The following is a 15,368-nucleotide window of genomic DNA, read 5'->3' as shown; positions in this document are numbered from 1 at the left end:
ATGCGCGCGATGGGTGACCGGCGTCGGCGGACCCGGTCCGGGGTCAGGGGACGGGTGCGGACGGGCGGCGGCGGGGGTCGTCAGCCGTGGCCGTGCAGCGCCCCGCGCAGCGCGAAGGTGGCCTGGTGCAGGCTCTTCCCCTTGACGCGTGTGCGTGTGCGACCCATACGCCGAGTGTACGGGCGGCGGAGCGGCCCGGATCCCGGGTGCGCTGAGACCGGCCCGAGGGCGCCGCCGCCCGCCCGGGCGGCGGCGCGGATCCCCCGTCCGGCGGACGCCGGCGAAGCACGGGGCCGACGGCCGCACCGGACGGCAGAGCGCGGCCGATGGTGGCTTCGACGCCCGGTCGGCGCGCGGCACCACCGGACATCTGCCCCTTTCCTCCTACTATGGGCCGCGATTCGGCCCGCAGGCGCGGGAGCTGACCCCCTTCCGTTCAGGAGTCCCATGGCCCGCGCACCCCACCCCGCGCCGAGGCGTTCCGTACGAAACCCGGCCCTCCGGTCCGCCCGCGCGCTCCTCGCCGCCCTGGCCGTCATCGGCGCCGCCCCGGCCACCGCACCGCCCGCCCCGCCCGGCCCGCACCCCCCGCCCCCCCCCGCCCACCACCACGGGGACCCGGCCGCGCCGCGGCCCGACGAGGCCGCGCTGCTCGGCGAGGACCACGCCCGGGAGCACGCCCGGCGGCGGCTCGCCGCGGGCAGCGTGGGGGCGGCGGAGTACCCGCAGGCCAAGCGCACCACGAGCCTCGCAGCGCTGAGCGCCTCGCAGCGCACCGCGAACGCGGGCTTCGCCGCGGCCGAGTCCGGCCGGTTCACGGAGTTCTTCCCCTCCCCCGACTTCGGCGTCCACGTCGCCCAGCTGCCCACCGGCAAGGTGCTGCTCTTCTCCTTCGAGCGCGTCGAGACCGATCCCACCAAGGAGACCGGGCCCACCGACCGGATCGGCCGCACGAACGCGGGCCGCGCCTACCTCTGGGACCCCGCCCGGGGCACCGGGGCCGGCTCCTTCAAGAAGGTCGAGCCACCGACCGTCCTGCTGCCGGACGGCAGGTACGCGCCCCGGCCCGCCCCGTTCTTCTGCGCCGGCCACGCCTTCCTGCCCAACGGGATGGTCGCCGTGTTCGGCGGCAACGCGGGTGGCAAGGGCGGCAGCGGCGCCAAGCTGTCCTTCGTCTTCGACCCCTGGACCGAGACCTGGTTCCGCAACCGCGACATGTCGGTGGGCCGCTGGTACCCCTCGGTGGTGACCGGCGCGGACGGCCGCCAGTTCATCATGTCCGGCCAGTCCCAGCGGGGCACGGGCACCCCCACCCCGGTGGTGGAGCGTTTCCCGGCGCGCTCCCGGCCCGTGCCCTGGCGGACGTACGACATTCCGGTGAACCTCCCGGTGGAACGGTTCGGGGCGGACGCGCCCTTCCGCAACGACTACCCGCACCTCTTCTCGCTGCGGGACGGCATGATCTACGGGCTCGGGCGCGACGCCGACCAGCAGTGGCTGTTCGACCCGGTCAAGGAGACCCGCGCCGACCTGGCCCGGCGGCCCGCGGACTTCCGGGGCTACGGCTCGGCCGTGCCGCTGCCCGCCGGGTTCCGCGGGCCCGACTCGGTGCTCGTACTCGGCGGCGATCCGAAGGACCCGAACACCTACCGGCTCTCGGGCGGCGCCTGGACCACCGAGCAGCCGCGCGCCTTCGGCCGGACCCAGGACGACACGCTGATCCTCCCGGACGCCACCCTGCTCACCGTCAACGGAGCTCTGGACACCCGGGATTACGGCCACGGCCCCTTCAATCCGCAGGCGGACCTGAAGTACCGGCAGACCGAGCTGCGCGGCCCCGACGGCCACTGGCGGCTCGGGCCCGCCCAGCGGCTGCCGCGCGGCTACCACTCCAACGCCCTCGTCCTGCCGGACGGCCGGGTGATGGTCACCGGGGACGAGCTCCAGCAGATCGCCAACGACCCCGACATCCGGGACGGCATGGACGGCAGCATCGAGCTGTACGAACCGGCGTACCTGCACCGGGGCGCGCGCCCCGCCCTCGACCGGGTGCCCGCCGGGGAGCTCGGCTACGACACGGAGTTCAAGGTCACCACCGCCACCCCGGGCGAGGTCCGGCGCGCCGTGCTCCTCGCGCCGACGACGGTCACGCACGCCGTGAACACCAGCCAGCGGCACCTGGAACTCCGGATCACCGGCAGCCGGGACACCGCGCTCACGCTGCGCACCCCGCCCAGCGCCGCCGACGCCCCGCCCGGGCACTACATGCTCTTCCTGCTGAACGCGAAGGGCGTCCCGAGCACGGCGCGATGGGTGCGGCTCGGCACCCGCTGAGCGGACCCGCGGCGGCCCGGCTCGGCACCCGCCGAGCCGGGTCGCGGCGGCGGCCGGCCGCGCCGAGTGGATCACATCCCCGGTCGGCCCGCTTAGCGCGGTGGTCCCGGGGGAACACGACTCGGGTGAACCAACGCATCGAGGACTACGCGCTGATCGGCGACCTGATGACCACCGCCCTGGTCGGCCGGGACGGCTCCATCGACTGGCTGTGTCTGCCCCGCTTCGATTCGGGTGCCTGCTTCGCGGCGCTCCTGGGGGACGAGGAGAACGGCCACTGGCGGATCGCCCCGGCGGGGGCGGCGGCCGGGACCGGATGCACCCGGCGTGCGTACGCGGGCGAATCCCTCGTGCTCGAATCCGTCTGGGAGACCGACGAAGGAACCGTCAAGGTCACCGACTTCATGCCGCAGCGCGATGTCGCCCCCGATGTCATGCGCATCGTCGAGGGCCTCTCCGGCTCCGTGGCGATGACCGGAACGCTCCGCCTGCGGTTCGACTACGGCGCCGTCGTGCCCTGGGTGCGGCGCGCCGACGGCCACCGGGTCGCGGTCGCCGGACCCGACTCCACCTGGCTGCGCAGCGACCCGCCGGTGGACACCCGGGGCGAGGGCAACAGCACCCGTTCGGACTTCACGGTCGCCGCGGGTGAACGCGTGGCCTTCGTCCTGACCTGGCACCCCTCGCACGAGCCGCGCCCGGACCTGGTCGATCCGTACGAGGCGCTGGAGAGCAGCCTGGAGGACTGGCGGGCGTGGTCCGCCCAGTGCCTGTACGAGGGCCCCTACCGCGAGGCGGTGATGCGCTCGCTGATCACGCTCAAGGCGCTCACCTACGCGCCGACCGGCGGGATCGTCGCGGCGCCCACCACCTCGCTGCCCGAGGAGATCGGCGGCGTGCGCAACTGGGACTACCGCTACTGCTGGCTGCGCGATTCGACCCTGGTCCTCAACTCGCTGCTCCAGACCGGGTTCCTGGACGAGGCGCAGGCCTGGCGGCAGTGGCTGCTGCGCGCGGTGGCGGGCGATCCGGCCGACCTGCAGATCATGTACGGGATCGCCGGCGAGCGGCGGATCCCGGAGATGGACCTGCCGTGGCTGGCCGGGTACGAATCCTCCGCGCCGGTCCGGGTCGGCAACGCGGCGGTCGACCAGCTCCAGCTCGACGTGTACGGGGAGGTCATCGACTCCCTCTACCTTGCGCGCACCTCGGGGCTGGCCGCGGAGACGCACGCCTGGCAGATCAACCTGGCCCTGCTGCGGTTCGTGGCGGAGAACTGGCGGCGGCCCGACGAGGGCCTGTGGGAGGTCCGCGGCCCCCGCCGGCACTTCGTGCACTCGAAGGTGATGGCGTGGGTGGCCGCGGACCGGGCCGTGCGCACGCTGGAGGCGAACCCCGATCTGGAAGGTGACGTCGAGCGCTGGCGGACGATGCGCGAGGAGGTGCACCGCGAGGTGTGCGAGAAGGGCTTCGACCCGGTGCGGGGCACCTTCACCCAGTCGTACGGTTCCGTGGAGCTCGACGCGGCGACCCTGCTGATCCCCCGGGTGGGTTTCCTGCCGCCCGACGATCCCCGGGTGATCGGCACGGTCGACGCGGTCCGCGCGGAACTCGGGCACGGGGGCCTGGTGCGCCGGTACTCGACGGAGGGGCCGTCCGTGGACGGGCTGCCCGGAGCCGAAGGAACCTTTCTGGCCTGCTCGTTCTGGATGGCCGACGCGCTGCTGATGACGGGGCGCGAGAAGGAGGCGCGGGAGCTGTTCGAGCGGCTGCTGGAGCTGCGCAACGACGTGGGGCTGCTGGCCGAGGAGTACGACCCGGTGGCCGGGCGGCAGTTGGGCAATTTCCCGCAGGCGTTCAGCCACATCGGCCTGGTGGGCTCCGCGCTGGCCCTCGGCACTGGGAGCCGAGCAGGCGCAGGAAGCGAGTAGGCGCAGGAAGCGAGTAGGCGCAGGAAGCGAGGAGACGGAGGAAGGGGCGGCGCGGGAGGGTGGGGCGGGGGGATCCGGCCGCGGAACGAAAGGCTCCGCGGACACACCGAAGCTGGTCTAGACCTTGACAGGTCCAGACCAGCTTCGCTTGAGTGGCGGCAGTTGCCCCCCACGGCGATTCCCCCCACCCGAGGAGCAGTTCCGTGATTCGTGCGCTACGTCTTCGCACCGTCGCCCTGACATCCGCCGCGGCCGTGACCGCGGCCCTCGCCATCGCCCTGCCCGCCACGCCCGCCGCCGCGGCGGCGGCCTGCGCCGGCCCCTGGGCCTCGTCCGCCGTGTACACGAACGGCATGACCACCTCGTACGGCGGCCACAACTGGCAGGCCAAGTGGTGGACCCAGGCCGAGACCCCCGGCACCACCGGCCAGTGGGGCGTCTGGTCGGACCAGGGCGCCTGTGGCGGCGGCACGGACCCGGGTGGCCCGGGTCCCGGTACGCCGTCCGGATTCGTGGTCGGCGAGGCCCAGTTCAACCAGATGTTCCCGAACCGGAACCCCTTCTACACCTACAACGGGCTGGTGGCGGCCCTGTCCGCCTACCCCGGCTTCGCCAACACGGGAGACGACACCACCAAGCGCCGCGAAGCCGCCGCGTTCCTCGCCAACGTCGCCCACGAGACGGGCGGACTGGTCTACATCGTCGAGCAGAACACGGCCAACTACCCGCACTACTGCGACGCGTCACAGCCGTACGGCTGCCCGGCGGGGCAGGCCGCCTACTACGGCCGGGGTCCGATCCAGCTCAGCTGGAACTTCAACTACAAGGCGGCCGGTGACGCCCTCGGGATCAATCTGCTCGCCAATCCGTACCTGGTCGAGCAGGACCCGGCCGTGGCCATGAAGACGGCCCTGTGGTATTGGAACACGCAGAACGGTCCGGGCACGATGACCGCTCACGCGGCGATGGTGAACGGGGCGGGCTTCGGCGAGACGATCCGCTCCATCAACGGGTCCCTGGAGTGCAACGGGGGCAATCCCGCGCAGGTCCAGAGCCGGGTGGACAACTACCGCTCCTTCACCCAGATCCTGGGCGTGACCCCGGGTGACCGCCTGACCTGCTGAGCCGTCGGGGCCGACGTCAGAACGGCTTGGTGGGGAGGTACTTGCCGTCGAAGGTGATGACGGCGCGCTCCCCGCCATCCGGGTCGGCGACCTTGCGCACGTCCAGCTTGAAGTTGATCGCGCTGATGATGCCGTCGCCGAACTGCTCGTGGACCAGGGCCTTGAGGGTGGTCCCGTACACCTGGAGCATCTCGTGGAACCGGTAGATGGTCGGGTCGGTCGGGATGCCGCCGGGGATCGAACCCCGGGTCGGGATGGTCCGCAGGAGGCGTACGGCGTCCTCGTCCAGGTCCAGCAGCGCGGCGACGGCGCGGGCCGCGTCGGCGGGCAGCGGGTGCTGGCCGAGCAGGGCGGCGGTGACGAAGGCGACCGACAGGCCCGTGACGTCGGCGAGCTGCTGCCAGGTCAGGTCCTTGCGGGTCTTGGCCTCGACGGCCGTGATGGCGAGGGCCTGCCGGGCGGCGGGGTCGAACTGGGCGTGCGGCATGCTCGTGGTCTGCGTCATGGTGGTGACTCCTTTGCTGGGGGAAGAGCGAACGGGGATCAGGCGGCGGCGGTGAAGTCCTCGACGCCCCCGGTGGGGATGTCGTAGACCCAGCCGTGCAGGGTGAGCGTGCCCTCGGCCAGGGCGCGGGCCACCGAGGGGTGTGTGGCCAGGTTGGCCAGCTGCGCGGCGACGTTGTCGCGCACCAGGGCGGCGACCCGGTCCCCGGTGGCCGCCCGCGCGGTCCGGGCCAGCGAGGCGTCGGCGTGGCGCAGCCAGTGCGCGACGGCGGGCAGGCCCGCCAGGTCGCGGCCCTCGGCGAGGGCGGTCATCGCCCCGCAGGCGGAGTGACCGCAGACCACGATGTCCTGGACGCCCAGGACGGCGACGGCGTATTCGATGCTGGCACCGACGCCGTCGGATCCGGGGGCGTAGGCGGGCACCAGGTTCCCGGCCGTGCGGATGACGAACAGCTCCCCCGGCTCCCGCTGGGTGATCAGTTCCGGTACGACGCGGGCGTCGGAGCATCCGATGAACAGCGTCTGCGGCCGGTGGGTGTGCGCCAGCCGGGCGAAGAGGCCCGCCTTGGCCGGGAAGACGTCCTGCTGAAAGTGCGCGACGCCTGCCGCGAGATCGTGCGTGGTCACTGCGGTCACTCCCTTCGGTCTGCGGCCGCTTGGTGGCGGCTGCCTGGGATCCACCATGCATGACCTGTATCTATAGTGTCCAAGTCGTATGAGTCATGATCGGTATTGGTGCCATCTATACTGGTGGCATGGCTCCGGAACTGCGTCATCTGCGCTACCTGCTCGCCGTCGCCGAACACGGCAGCTTCACCCGCGCCGCCGAGGAGCTGCGGGTCTCCCAGCCGACCCTGTCGCAGCAGGTCCGGCAGCTGGAGCGGGCCGTGGGCATCCAGCTGCTGGACCGCAGCGGCCGTACGGTGCGGCCCACCGACGCCGGGACCGCCTACCTGCACTACGCGCGCCGCGCCCTGCGGGACCTGGCCGCGGCCGAGCGCGCGGTCCTCGACGTGGCGGACCTGTCCCGGGGCAGCCTGCGGCTCGCGATGACCCCGACCTTCACGGCGTACCTGCTCGGGCCCCTGGCGGCCGAACTGCACACCGGCCATCCGGGGATCACCCTGGACGTCAAGGAGATGACCCAGGCCCAGCTGGAGGCCGGGCTGACGGCGGACTCGCTGGACCTGGCGATCGCGTTCGCCGGGCCGCACCTCGCGGGCATCGGCGCCACCGAGCTGTTCACCGAGACCCTCGGCCTGGCCGTCGGCCCCGCCCACCCGCTCGCCCGACACCCCGGGCCGCTCCCGGTCGCCGAACTGGCGGAATGTCAGCTCGCCCTGCTCAACCGGGACTTCGCGACCCGGATGCACATCGACGCGTACTTCGCCGCGCACCGCGTCGCGCCCCGGATCGCGGTGGAGGCCAACTCGCTGAGCGCGCTCACCGAGATCGTCCGGCGCACCGCCCTGGCCACGGTGCTGCCCGACCCACTCACCCGGGACCAGCCCCGGCTGCACCCCCTCGCCCTGAGCCCGCCCCTCCCCGCGCGCCGCGTGGTCCTGCTGCGCAGGGAGGGCGCGTACGAGAGCGCCGCCGCGCGGGCCTTCACCGCGCTGGCCCGGACCTGGGCGGCCGGTGCGGGGGCGCACGGAGCGGCGCGGTAGCCCGGGGTGGGCGACGCCGGACGAAGCGCGCCGCCCACCGCCGCGTCGCCATCCGCCGCCCCGCCATCCGCCGCGCCGCCCACCGCCTCGTCGCCCTGCCGCGCCGCCCACCGCCTCGTCGCCCTGCCGCGCCGCCCTCCGCCGCGTCGGCGTCCGGAATCCGCTGAACAGGGCTTCTGTAGGGTCCGGTTCGTGGCACACGACAGAGAACGCGGGGCCCTCGGGGACCTCCCCACACCCACCGCACCCATCACACCCACCGACGGAGGACCACCGATGACGGACGCGCCCGACACCCCGCACCACGACGCCCCGGGCCCCGCCGCCGCGGATCCCGACACCCCGCGGGCCGCCGCCGATCTCGCGCCCGCCGATCCGACCGTGCTGCACCCGGTCCCCGGCCAGCCGCGCGTGGTGCTCCTCAAGCCGCTGGTCACCTCGCCGCTCATCGAGGTGGGCGAGTTCTCGTACTACGACGACCCGGAGGGCGCGACGGCCTTCGAGACCCGCAACGTCCTCTACCACTACGGCCCGGAGCGGCTGGTCATCGGCAGGTTCTGCGCCCTGGGCACGGGCGTGCGGTTCCTCATGAACGGCGCCAACCACCGGATGGACGGTCCCTCCACCTTCCCGTTCCCGATCATGGGCGGGTCCTGGGCGGGGCACTTCGACCTGATCACCGGGCTGCCCGGCCGGGGCGACACCGTCGTGGGCAACGACGTGTGGTTCGGCAACGGCGCGACCGTGATGCCCGGCGTCCGGATCGGGCACGGCGCCGTCGTCGCCGCGGGCTCCGTGGTCGTCGACGACGTCCCGGACTACGGCGTCGTCGGCGGCAACCCGGCCCGGCTGCTGCGGCGCCGCTTCGACGACGCGGACATCGCCCGGCTGTTGGCCCTGGCCTGGTGGGACTGGCCCCTGGAGCACCTCACCGCGCGGCTGCGCACGGTCATGTCCGGCAGCGTGGACGCCCTGGAGGCCGCCGCTCCGCATCGCCCGTAAATCCGGTGACGTACGGCTGCGGACGTGATGTCCTCATGATGGCTCACGGCGCCCAGTCCGTACGCCGTACCGTCTCTCATCCGGATCCGAGGAACATGTGCCTGATCTGACCGCCGACCCCACCCCCGGCCCGACCCCCCACCCCACCGCCGAACCCTCCGCCGCGCGCGTCGCCGCGCTGGCCGACGCGATGGCCGCCGCCGACCTGGACCGCGCGGTCCAGGAGATCCAGACCCTGCACCGGACCGCGCTCGTACGCGGCTGGGGCATCGAACCAGGGGCCCGGATCCTGGAGATCGGCTGCGGGCAGGGAGACATGACGGCGGTGCTCGCCGACGCGGTGGGGCCGCGGGGACACGTACTGGCCGTCGATGTCGCCGATCCGTCCTACGGCGCCCCGGTCACGGTCGGCGAGTCCGCCGCCCGGCTCGGCTCCGGGCCACTCGGCTCCCGCATCGCATTCCGCTTCGGCTTCGACGTGCTCGACGCGGCCGGCGAGGGGGCCCCGGCGGGGATCGCGGACGGCGCGTTCGACTGTGTGGTCCTGGCACATTGCTCCTGGTACTTCGACTCCGCCGAGCGGATAGGTGACACACTCGCCCGGGTACGCCCGTGGGCCCGCACCCTCTGTTTCGCCGAGTGGGACCTCACCCCGCGCGCCGCCGACCGGATTCCGCATCTGCTCGCCGTACTGGCCCAGGGCCAGGCCGCCGCCTACGGGCACGGCGAGGGGGCCAATGTGCGGATGCCGATGTCGCGCGAAGCGCTGCACGAGCTGCTCGGCGCGGCGGGCTGGTCGGCAGTCACCGAGGAGCGGGTGGACACCACCGGGCTCCAGGACGCGGACTGGGAGATCGCCATCTGCCGGGACATGTACGCCGCCCTCGATCCCGGTTCGGCCGTGGCCCGCGCGCTGCGCCCCACGCTGGACACCCTCGGCTCGCTCGCCCTTTCGAAGGGGAACCGCACCTTGGACGCGTACGTCCTGACCGCGCGCTAGTGCCGTGACCGGCGCCGCTCGCCGCCCGAATTCGGCCAAGGCCGCGCGGTGCGCCCCCGCCCGGATCCGGGCAGGGGCGCACGCGTACGCGCTGGTCGGGTGGGGGCGAAGCGGGAGCGCGCGTGGACGCGGGGCGCCGCGGAAGGCGGGATTCGGCCACGAGTGCGGAACTCGGACCCTTGCGGACACCAAGTCACAGAGTGTTTGCTCTGTTTCTGACCGCTGCCCCCACCGACGAAGAGCAGGACCCATGTCGACGAGCCCGAAAGTCCACGAACTGCCCCAGACCAACCAACTCCGCGCCCTCCACACGGTCATCCGGGACCGGAGCGCCACGCGCGCCGACTTCGTCCTCTACTCGCGCCGCGTGATCCGATTACTGCTCGAATCGGCCCTGGACCTGCTGCCCTTCGACAAGCACGAGGTGGTCACCCCGGTCGGCGAGACCTACCACGGGCTCAAGTTCACCGGGAAGCTGTGCGCCGTACCGGTGATCCGGGCCGGGGACTCCATGGCCGAGGCACTGCGGGAGTTCATACCCGGCATCCGGATCGGCAAGATCCTGATCCAGCGGGACAAGACCACTAAGCTGCCGCACCTGCAGTACTGGAACCTGCCCGACGACATCGCCGACCGGCACGTCCTGCTGCTGGAGCCGATGCTCGCCACCGGAGGCAGCGCGAATGCCGCGATCGGCGTGCTCACCGATGCCGGGGTCCGCGAGGAGAACATCGTCCTCGTCGACTTCCTCGCCGCGCCCGAGGGGATCGCCGCGGTCCACCGCGAGCACCCGGACGTCACCATCATCACCTCGTCGATCGAGGAACGGCTCAACCCCAACGCCTTCATGATCCCGGGCATCGGGGACTTCGGCGACCGGTTCTTCGGCACCACCGACTCGGCCGTGGCAGCGCGGTGAGCGGCCACCGGGTCGCGGCGGACTCCGCCGTCACCGCGCTCGCCCCCGCCGTCTGGGGCTCCACGTACCTGGTGACCACCGAATTCCTGCCCCCGGACCGGCCGTTGCTGGCGGCCACCGTCCGGGCCCTGCCCGCCGGACTGATCCTGCTGCTCATCGGGCGCACGCTGCCGCGCGGGATCTGGTGGGCGCGGGCGCTGGTGCTCGGGGTCCTCAACATCGGCGCCTTCTTCACCTTCCTCTTCCTGGCCGCCTACCACCTGCCGGGCGGCGTGGCCGCACTGGTCGGCTCGGTGCAGCCGATGTTCGTCCTGGTCCTGTCGGCGCTGCTGCTGGGCGACCGGATCAGGGCCGTCCACGTGGTGGCCTGCGCGCTGGGCGCGACCGGGGTCGGTCTCCTGGTGCTCCAGCCGAACGCCGGGCTCAACGGCATCGGGGTCACGGCCGGGCTGCTCGCCGCGGTGAGCATGGCCTGCGGGATCGTGCTCACCAAGCGCTGGGGGCGCCCGGAGGGGGTCGGGCTGCTGACCTTCACCGGCTGGCAGCTGACCGTCGGCGGACTGGTCCTCGCTCCCCTCGCCCTGTTCGGCGAGGGGCTGCCGGAGACGATCACCGGGAGGAACCTGGCCGGGTTCGCGTACCTCGGTTTCGTCGGGGCGCTGCTGGCATACGCGGTGTGGTTCCGCGGCGTGGAGCGGCTGCCCGCGCTCGCGGTGTCCTTCCTCGGCTTCATCTCCCCGCTCGCGGCGACCGCGCTCGGCTATCTGGTCCTGGACCAGACGCTGCGGCCGCTCCAGCTGGCCGGGGCGCTCGCGGTGGTCGCGGCCGTGGTCGTGGCCCAGCCGCGCGGCAGGCGACGCAAGGACTCCCCGGCGCCCCCGCCGTCCCCCGGCCTTCCCCCCGTGTCCACCGGACGTCCGGCGCCCGCCGCGTCCCAACCGACCGGAGTGGTCAGATGAACACGGACCCGACCGGCGAGAGCGCCGCACGTGCCGCGGCGCTGTCGGAGCTGCTGGCGGAGCAGGTCCGCGCCCGGCCCGAAGAGGTGGCCGCGATCTGCGGTGACCTGGGGCTGACCTACCGGGAGCTGGGGTCGGCGGCGGACCGGCTGGGACGGCGGCTGCGCCGGCTCGGCGCGGGCGTCGACACCCCGGTGGGCCTGTACGCGGAACCTTCGCTCGATCTGATGACCGGGGTGTGGGGCATCCTCGCCTCCGGCGGGGCCTATCTGCCGCTGTCGCCGGACTATCCGGAGGACCGGCTGCGCTACATGATCGAGGACTCCGCCCTCGGCGTCATCGTGACGCAGCGCCATCTGGCCTCGAAGGTACGCGAGTTGGCCCCGGCGGGAGTCACCGTCGTGACCCTGGGGGACGACATCCCGGCATCCCCGCAGGACCACCCGGCGGCGGGCCCCGCGGATCTCGCGTACGTCATCTACACCTCGGGATCCACCGGCCGTCCCAAGGGCGTACTGATCGAACAGCACAGCATCGTCTCGCAGTTGGGCTGGCTGGTGGACCAGGGCCACCTCGGCCCGGGGACCACCGTGCTCCAGAAGACTCCCATGAGTTTCGACGCCGCCCAGTGGGAGATCCTCGCGCCCGCCGCGGGCGGGCGCGTGGTCATGGGGGCGCCCGGCTGCTACCGGGACCCCGAGGACCTGATCGACACGATCGTCCGGCACGGGGTGACCACGCTCCAATGCGTACCCACCCTGCTCCAGGCCCTGCTGGACACCGAGCGCCTCGCCTCCTGCACCTCCCTGCACCGGGTGTTCTCCGGGGGCGAGGCGCTGACCGTCAAGCTCGCCCGCGCCTTCGCCGCCCAGCTGCCGGGGGCCTGCCTGGTCAATCTGTACGGCCCCACCGAGTGCACCATCAACGCCACCGCGCACACGGTGGACCTGGCCGCCCTGGCCGGGGAGGAGGCCTCGGCGATCGTCTCCATCGGCGTGCCGGTGGCCGACACCGGCTGTTTCATCCTCGACGAGGAGCTGCGCCCGGTCGGCCCCGGGACGAAGGGCGAGCTGTACATCGGCGGGGTGCAGCTGGCGCGCGGCTATCTGAACCTGCCCGAGCAGACGAAGGAACGATTCGTCGACTCAAACACCCTGCCGGGCGAGCGGCTGTACCGGACCGGTGACCTGGCCTCGTGGAACGAGGACGGCACCATCCGGTTCCGGGGCCGCGCCGACACCCAGGTGAAACTGCGCGGCTACCGGGTCGAACTGGAGGAGATCACCTCCGCGATCGAGGAGCACACCTGGGTCCGGCGGGCCGCCGCCCTGGTCGCCGACGACCCGCGCACCGGGTTCCAGCAGCTGTTCGCGCTGGTCGAACTGAACCCTCGCGAGGCCGCCCTGATGGACCAGGGCGCGCACGGCGCGCACCACCAGTCCAAGGCGAGCAAGCTCCAGGTCAAGGCCCAGCTGTCGAATCCGGGGCTGCGCCCGGCGAAGGAGCTCGCCGACCGCCCGGTGTCCGTCCTGCCCGGCCAGCAGGCCTCGGGGCACCAGCGGCGCGAGGTCTTCGCCCGCAAGACCTATCGCTTCTACGAGGGCGGCAAGGTCACCCGCGCCGATCTGCGCGAGCTGCTCGGCCCGCGCGCCGCACGCTCGCGCCGACCGGCCTCCGCACGGGACCTGACGTACGCCCAACTGGGCTCCCTGCTGCGCTGGTTCGGGCCGTTCGGCAGCGGCGAGCGGCTGCTGCCGAAGTACGCCTACGCTTCCCCCGGCGCGCTCTACGCGGTGCAGATGTACCTGGAGACCGGCAGCGGCGTGGCCGGGCTGGCGGCGGGGATCCACTACTTCCACCCGGTCGACCACACCCTCGTACGGATCGGCGACAGCCCCCCGGCGGCCTCGGGCCCGCTCTCCCCCGGCGCCCTGCGGGTGCACTTCCTGGGGCGGCGGCAAGCGATCGAGCCGGTGTACAGCACCAACATCGAGGAGGTGCTGGAGTTCGAGACCGGTCACATGCTGGGCGTGTTCGAGGAGGTGCTCCCCGAGTACGGGCTGACCCTGCGCCCGGCCCCGCACGGCGGCGCCGCGGTCAAGGCCGCCCTCGACGTGGCCGACGAGGACCATTTCGTCGGGACCTTCGAGGTGGTGCCCGACGACCGGCCGGCGGACCCGGACCCCGTCGAGCTGTTCGTGCAGGCCCACCCGGGCCGAGTGCTGGACCTGCCCGGCGGGCTCTACCGCCTCGACGGGGAGGACTTCACGCTCGTCGCCGCCGAGGCCGTCGAGAAGCGGCACGTCATCGCCATCAACCAGGGCGTGTACGAGGCCGCCAGCTTCGGCGTCAGCGCCGTCAGCCGGGTCGGGGACGAGCGGCTCGCGTACCTGAGCCTGGGCCGTACCCTGCACCGGCTCCAGCGCAACGCCCTGCGGATCGGCCTGATGTCCTCCGGCTACTCCTCCCGTTCGGGCCACCCGCTGCCGACCGCCGAGCGCATCGACGCCGTGCTCGCCGAGGCGGGCATCCCGTCGGGGCCCTCGTACTTCTTCCTCGGCGGCAAGGTGAGCGAGGAGCAGGTCGCCTGCACGGGCATGCGCGAGGACTCGGTGCACATGCGCGGCCCGACGGAGATGATCCGCGACGACCTCGCCCGGCTGCTGCCCGACTACATGATCCCCAATCAGGTGCTGGTGCTGGACGCGCTGCCGCTCACCGCCAACGGGAAGATCGACTACTCCGCGCTGGCGGCCCGGGAGGAACTCACCGCCCCCGCACGGGGGTCGGGCGTCCACGTGCCGCCCGGGACCCGGACCGAGCGGCTGCTCGCCGGAGCCTGGGGCAAGGCGCTCAAGTACCGCGACGTGGCGAACGTATCGATGACGGACAGCTTCTTCGCCTCCGGCGGCAACTCCCTGATCGCCATGACCCTCACCCGCTGGATCAACCGCGAGTTCGGGATCGCGCTGCCCATGCAGACCCTCTTCGGTCACCCCCGGCTGGCCGATCTGGCCGACCGGATCGCGGACGCCGACCCCGAACCGGCTTCGCGGCTGGTGCTGTTGCACGACAGCGGGCCGGCCGAGGGGCCGTACACGCGGGGTCCCGTTCCGCCGGTCTACTGCTGGCCCGGGCTCGGCGGCTACCCGATGAACCTGCGGCTGCTGGCCCGCGAGGCGGCTACCGGGGGCCCCTTCTACGGGGTCCAGGCGGCGGGCATCAACGCGGGCGAGACCCCCTTCGCCACGATCGGTGAGATGGCGGCGGCCGATGTGGCGGAGATCCGCCGGCTCCAGCCCGACGGGCCCTACACCCTGTGGGGTTACTCCTTCGGCGCCCGGGTGGCCTTCGAGAGCGCCTGGCAGCTCGAACAGGCCGGGCAGCGGGTGTCGGACCTGCTGCTGATCTGCCCGGGCAACCCGAGGGTGCGCGACGCCCGGGGCCTCCCCTACGACCGGGAGTCCTCCTACCGCAACCCCGGGTACGTGACGATCCTGTACTCGGTCTTCGCGGGCAGCGTCGCCGCCGGGCCGGACCTCGCGGCGTGCCTGGCGGCCGCCCGCGACGAGGACTCCCTCGTGGGCTTCGTGACCGGCCGGTTCCCCGAGCTGGACCCGGACACCGTCCGGCGGATCACCCGGATCGTGCGGGAGACGTACGAATTCGACTACACCTTCCACGAGATGACCGAGCGGTGCCTGCGCGCGCCCGTGACCATCGTGCGGGCCGCCGGTGACGACTACTCCTTCATCGAGGGGCGCTCCGGCTACTCCGCGACCCCTCCGGTCGTCATCGACCTGGCGGCCGACCACTACCAGGCCCTGCGCCCCGAGGGCATCGAAGCGCTCGTGGCGGCCGTCCGCACCCGGACCCCGTCCGACGCGTGACCCCGTCCCGCTCTCTCCCCTGTCCGCCCGCCCCTGCC

General features: G+C 73.0%; 11 protein-coding genes. 9 read left to right on the top strand and 2 right to left on the bottom strand.

Translation table 11 applies throughout. The features are described from left to right. Positions 1-447: 447 nt before the first annotated feature. The 3 genes from QMF80_RS04245 to QMF80_RS04235 all read left to right on the top strand — a co-directional run bounded on the left by QMF80_RS04245 (position 448) and on the right by QMF80_RS04235 (position 5,389). On the top strand, positions 448-2,334 hold the full coding sequence (locus tag QMF80_RS04245) for a galactose oxidase early set domain-containing protein (protein WP_283449536.1): 1,887 nt from the start codon (positions 448-450) through the stop codon (positions 2,332-2,334). Positions 2,335-2,459: 125 nt separating this feature from the next. Further along, positions 2,460-4,265, top strand: a complete 1,806-nt coding sequence (locus QMF80_RS04240; protein ID WP_283449535.1) for a glycoside hydrolase family 15 protein — start codon at positions 2,460-2,462, stop codon at positions 4,263-4,265. Positions 4,266-4,501: 236 nt separating this feature from the next. Beyond that, the gene (locus tag QMF80_RS04235) at positions 4,502-5,389 is read left to right on the top strand and encodes a glycoside hydrolase family 19 protein (protein ID WP_283449622.1); all 888 of its coding nucleotides are present in this window, start codon (positions 4,502-4,504) and stop codon (positions 5,387-5,389) included. A 16-nt stretch (positions 5,390-5,405) separates the two neighbouring features. Here the strand turns inward: QMF80_RS04235 and cynS are convergent, their stop codons facing one another. Continuing rightward, positions 5,406-5,876, bottom strand: coding sequence for a cyanase (gene cynS, locus QMF80_RS04230; RefSeq protein ID WP_283449619.1), 471 nt, complete (start codon positions 5,874-5,876; stop codon positions 5,406-5,408). A 56-nt stretch (positions 5,877-5,932) separates the two neighbouring features. Continuing rightward, positions 5,933-6,520, bottom strand: coding sequence for a carbonic anhydrase (locus QMF80_RS04225; protein WP_283449534.1), 588 nt, complete (start codon positions 6,518-6,520; stop codon positions 5,933-5,935). Between the two features lie 128 nt (positions 6,521-6,648). On the opposite strand from QMF80_RS04225, the gene cynR reads away from it, so the two are divergent. The 6 genes from cynR to QMF80_RS04195 all read left to right on the top strand — a co-directional run bounded on the left by cynR (position 6,649) and on the right by QMF80_RS04195 (position 15,330). Continuing rightward, positions 6,649-7,560 carry a transcriptional regulator CynR gene (gene cynR / locus QMF80_RS04220; RefSeq protein WP_283449533.1) on the top strand — a complete coding sequence of 304 codons (912 nt, stop codon included), beginning with the start codon at positions 6,649-6,651 and terminating at the stop codon, positions 7,558-7,560. Positions 7,561-7,836: 276 nt separating this feature from the next. Then, positions 7,837-8,562 (top strand): CatB-related O-acetyltransferase, encoded by a 726-nt coding sequence (locus QMF80_RS04215; RefSeq protein ID WP_283449532.1) that lies wholly within the window; start codon positions 7,837-7,839, stop codon positions 8,560-8,562. Between the two features lie 97 nt (positions 8,563-8,659). Next, the gene (locus QMF80_RS04210) at positions 8,660-9,562 is read left to right on the top strand and encodes a class I SAM-dependent methyltransferase (protein WP_283449531.1); all 903 of its coding nucleotides are present in this window, start codon (positions 8,660-8,662) and stop codon (positions 9,560-9,562) included. 250 nt (positions 9,563-9,812) lie between these two features. Further along, positions 9,813-10,481: a uracil phosphoribosyltransferase gene (gene upp / locus QMF80_RS04205; RefSeq protein WP_283449530.1), complete on the top strand. Its 669-nt coding sequence runs from the start codon at positions 9,813-9,815 to the stop codon at positions 10,479-10,481. Next, on the top strand, positions 10,478-11,440 hold the full coding sequence (locus QMF80_RS04200) for an EamA family transporter (RefSeq protein ID WP_283449529.1): 963 nt from the start codon (positions 10,478-10,480) through the stop codon (positions 11,438-11,440). The genes upp and QMF80_RS04200 overlap by 4 nt, the downstream gene beginning before the upstream one ends. Beyond that, positions 11,437-15,330 (top strand): amino acid adenylation domain-containing protein, encoded by a 3,894-nt coding sequence (locus tag QMF80_RS04195; protein ID WP_283449528.1) that lies wholly within the window; start codon positions 11,437-11,439, stop codon positions 15,328-15,330. Before QMF80_RS04200 ends, QMF80_RS04195 begins: the two co-directional genes overlap by 4 nt. Positions 15,331-15,368: the final 38 nt, after the last annotated feature.

Source organism: Streptomyces sp. G-G2 (assembly GCF_030063135.1).
Classification (GTDB): Bacteria; Actinomycetota; Actinomycetes; order Streptomycetales; family Streptomycetaceae; genus Streptomyces.
The sequence above is the reverse complement of the archived record's forward strand: the minus strand, read 5'-3'. Positions and strand labels throughout refer to the sequence as shown.

Bases quoted from the DNA above. Each gene is read 5' to 3' on its own strand.
- upp (WP_283449530.1), top strand. From the start codon at position 9,813: ATGTCGACGAGCCCGAAAGTCCACGAACTGCCCCAGACCAACCAACTC.
- cynR (WP_283449533.1), top strand. From the start codon at position 6,649: ATGGCTCCGGAACTGCGTCATCTGCGCTACCTGCTCGCCGTCGCCGAA.
- QMF80_RS04195 (WP_283449528.1), top strand. From the start codon at position 11,437: ATGAACACGGACCCGACCGGCGAGAGCGCCGCACGTGCCGCGGCGCTG.
- QMF80_RS04245 (WP_283449536.1), top strand. From the start codon at position 448: ATGGCCCGCGCACCCCACCCCGCGCCGAGGCGTTCCGTACGAAACCCG.
- QMF80_RS04215 (WP_283449532.1), top strand. From the start codon at position 7,837: ATGACGGACGCGCCCGACACCCCGCACCACGACGCCCCGGGCCCCGCC.
- cynS (WP_283449619.1), bottom strand. From the start codon at position 5,876: ATGCCGCACGCCCAGTTCGACCCCGCCGCCCGGCAGGCCCTCGCCATC.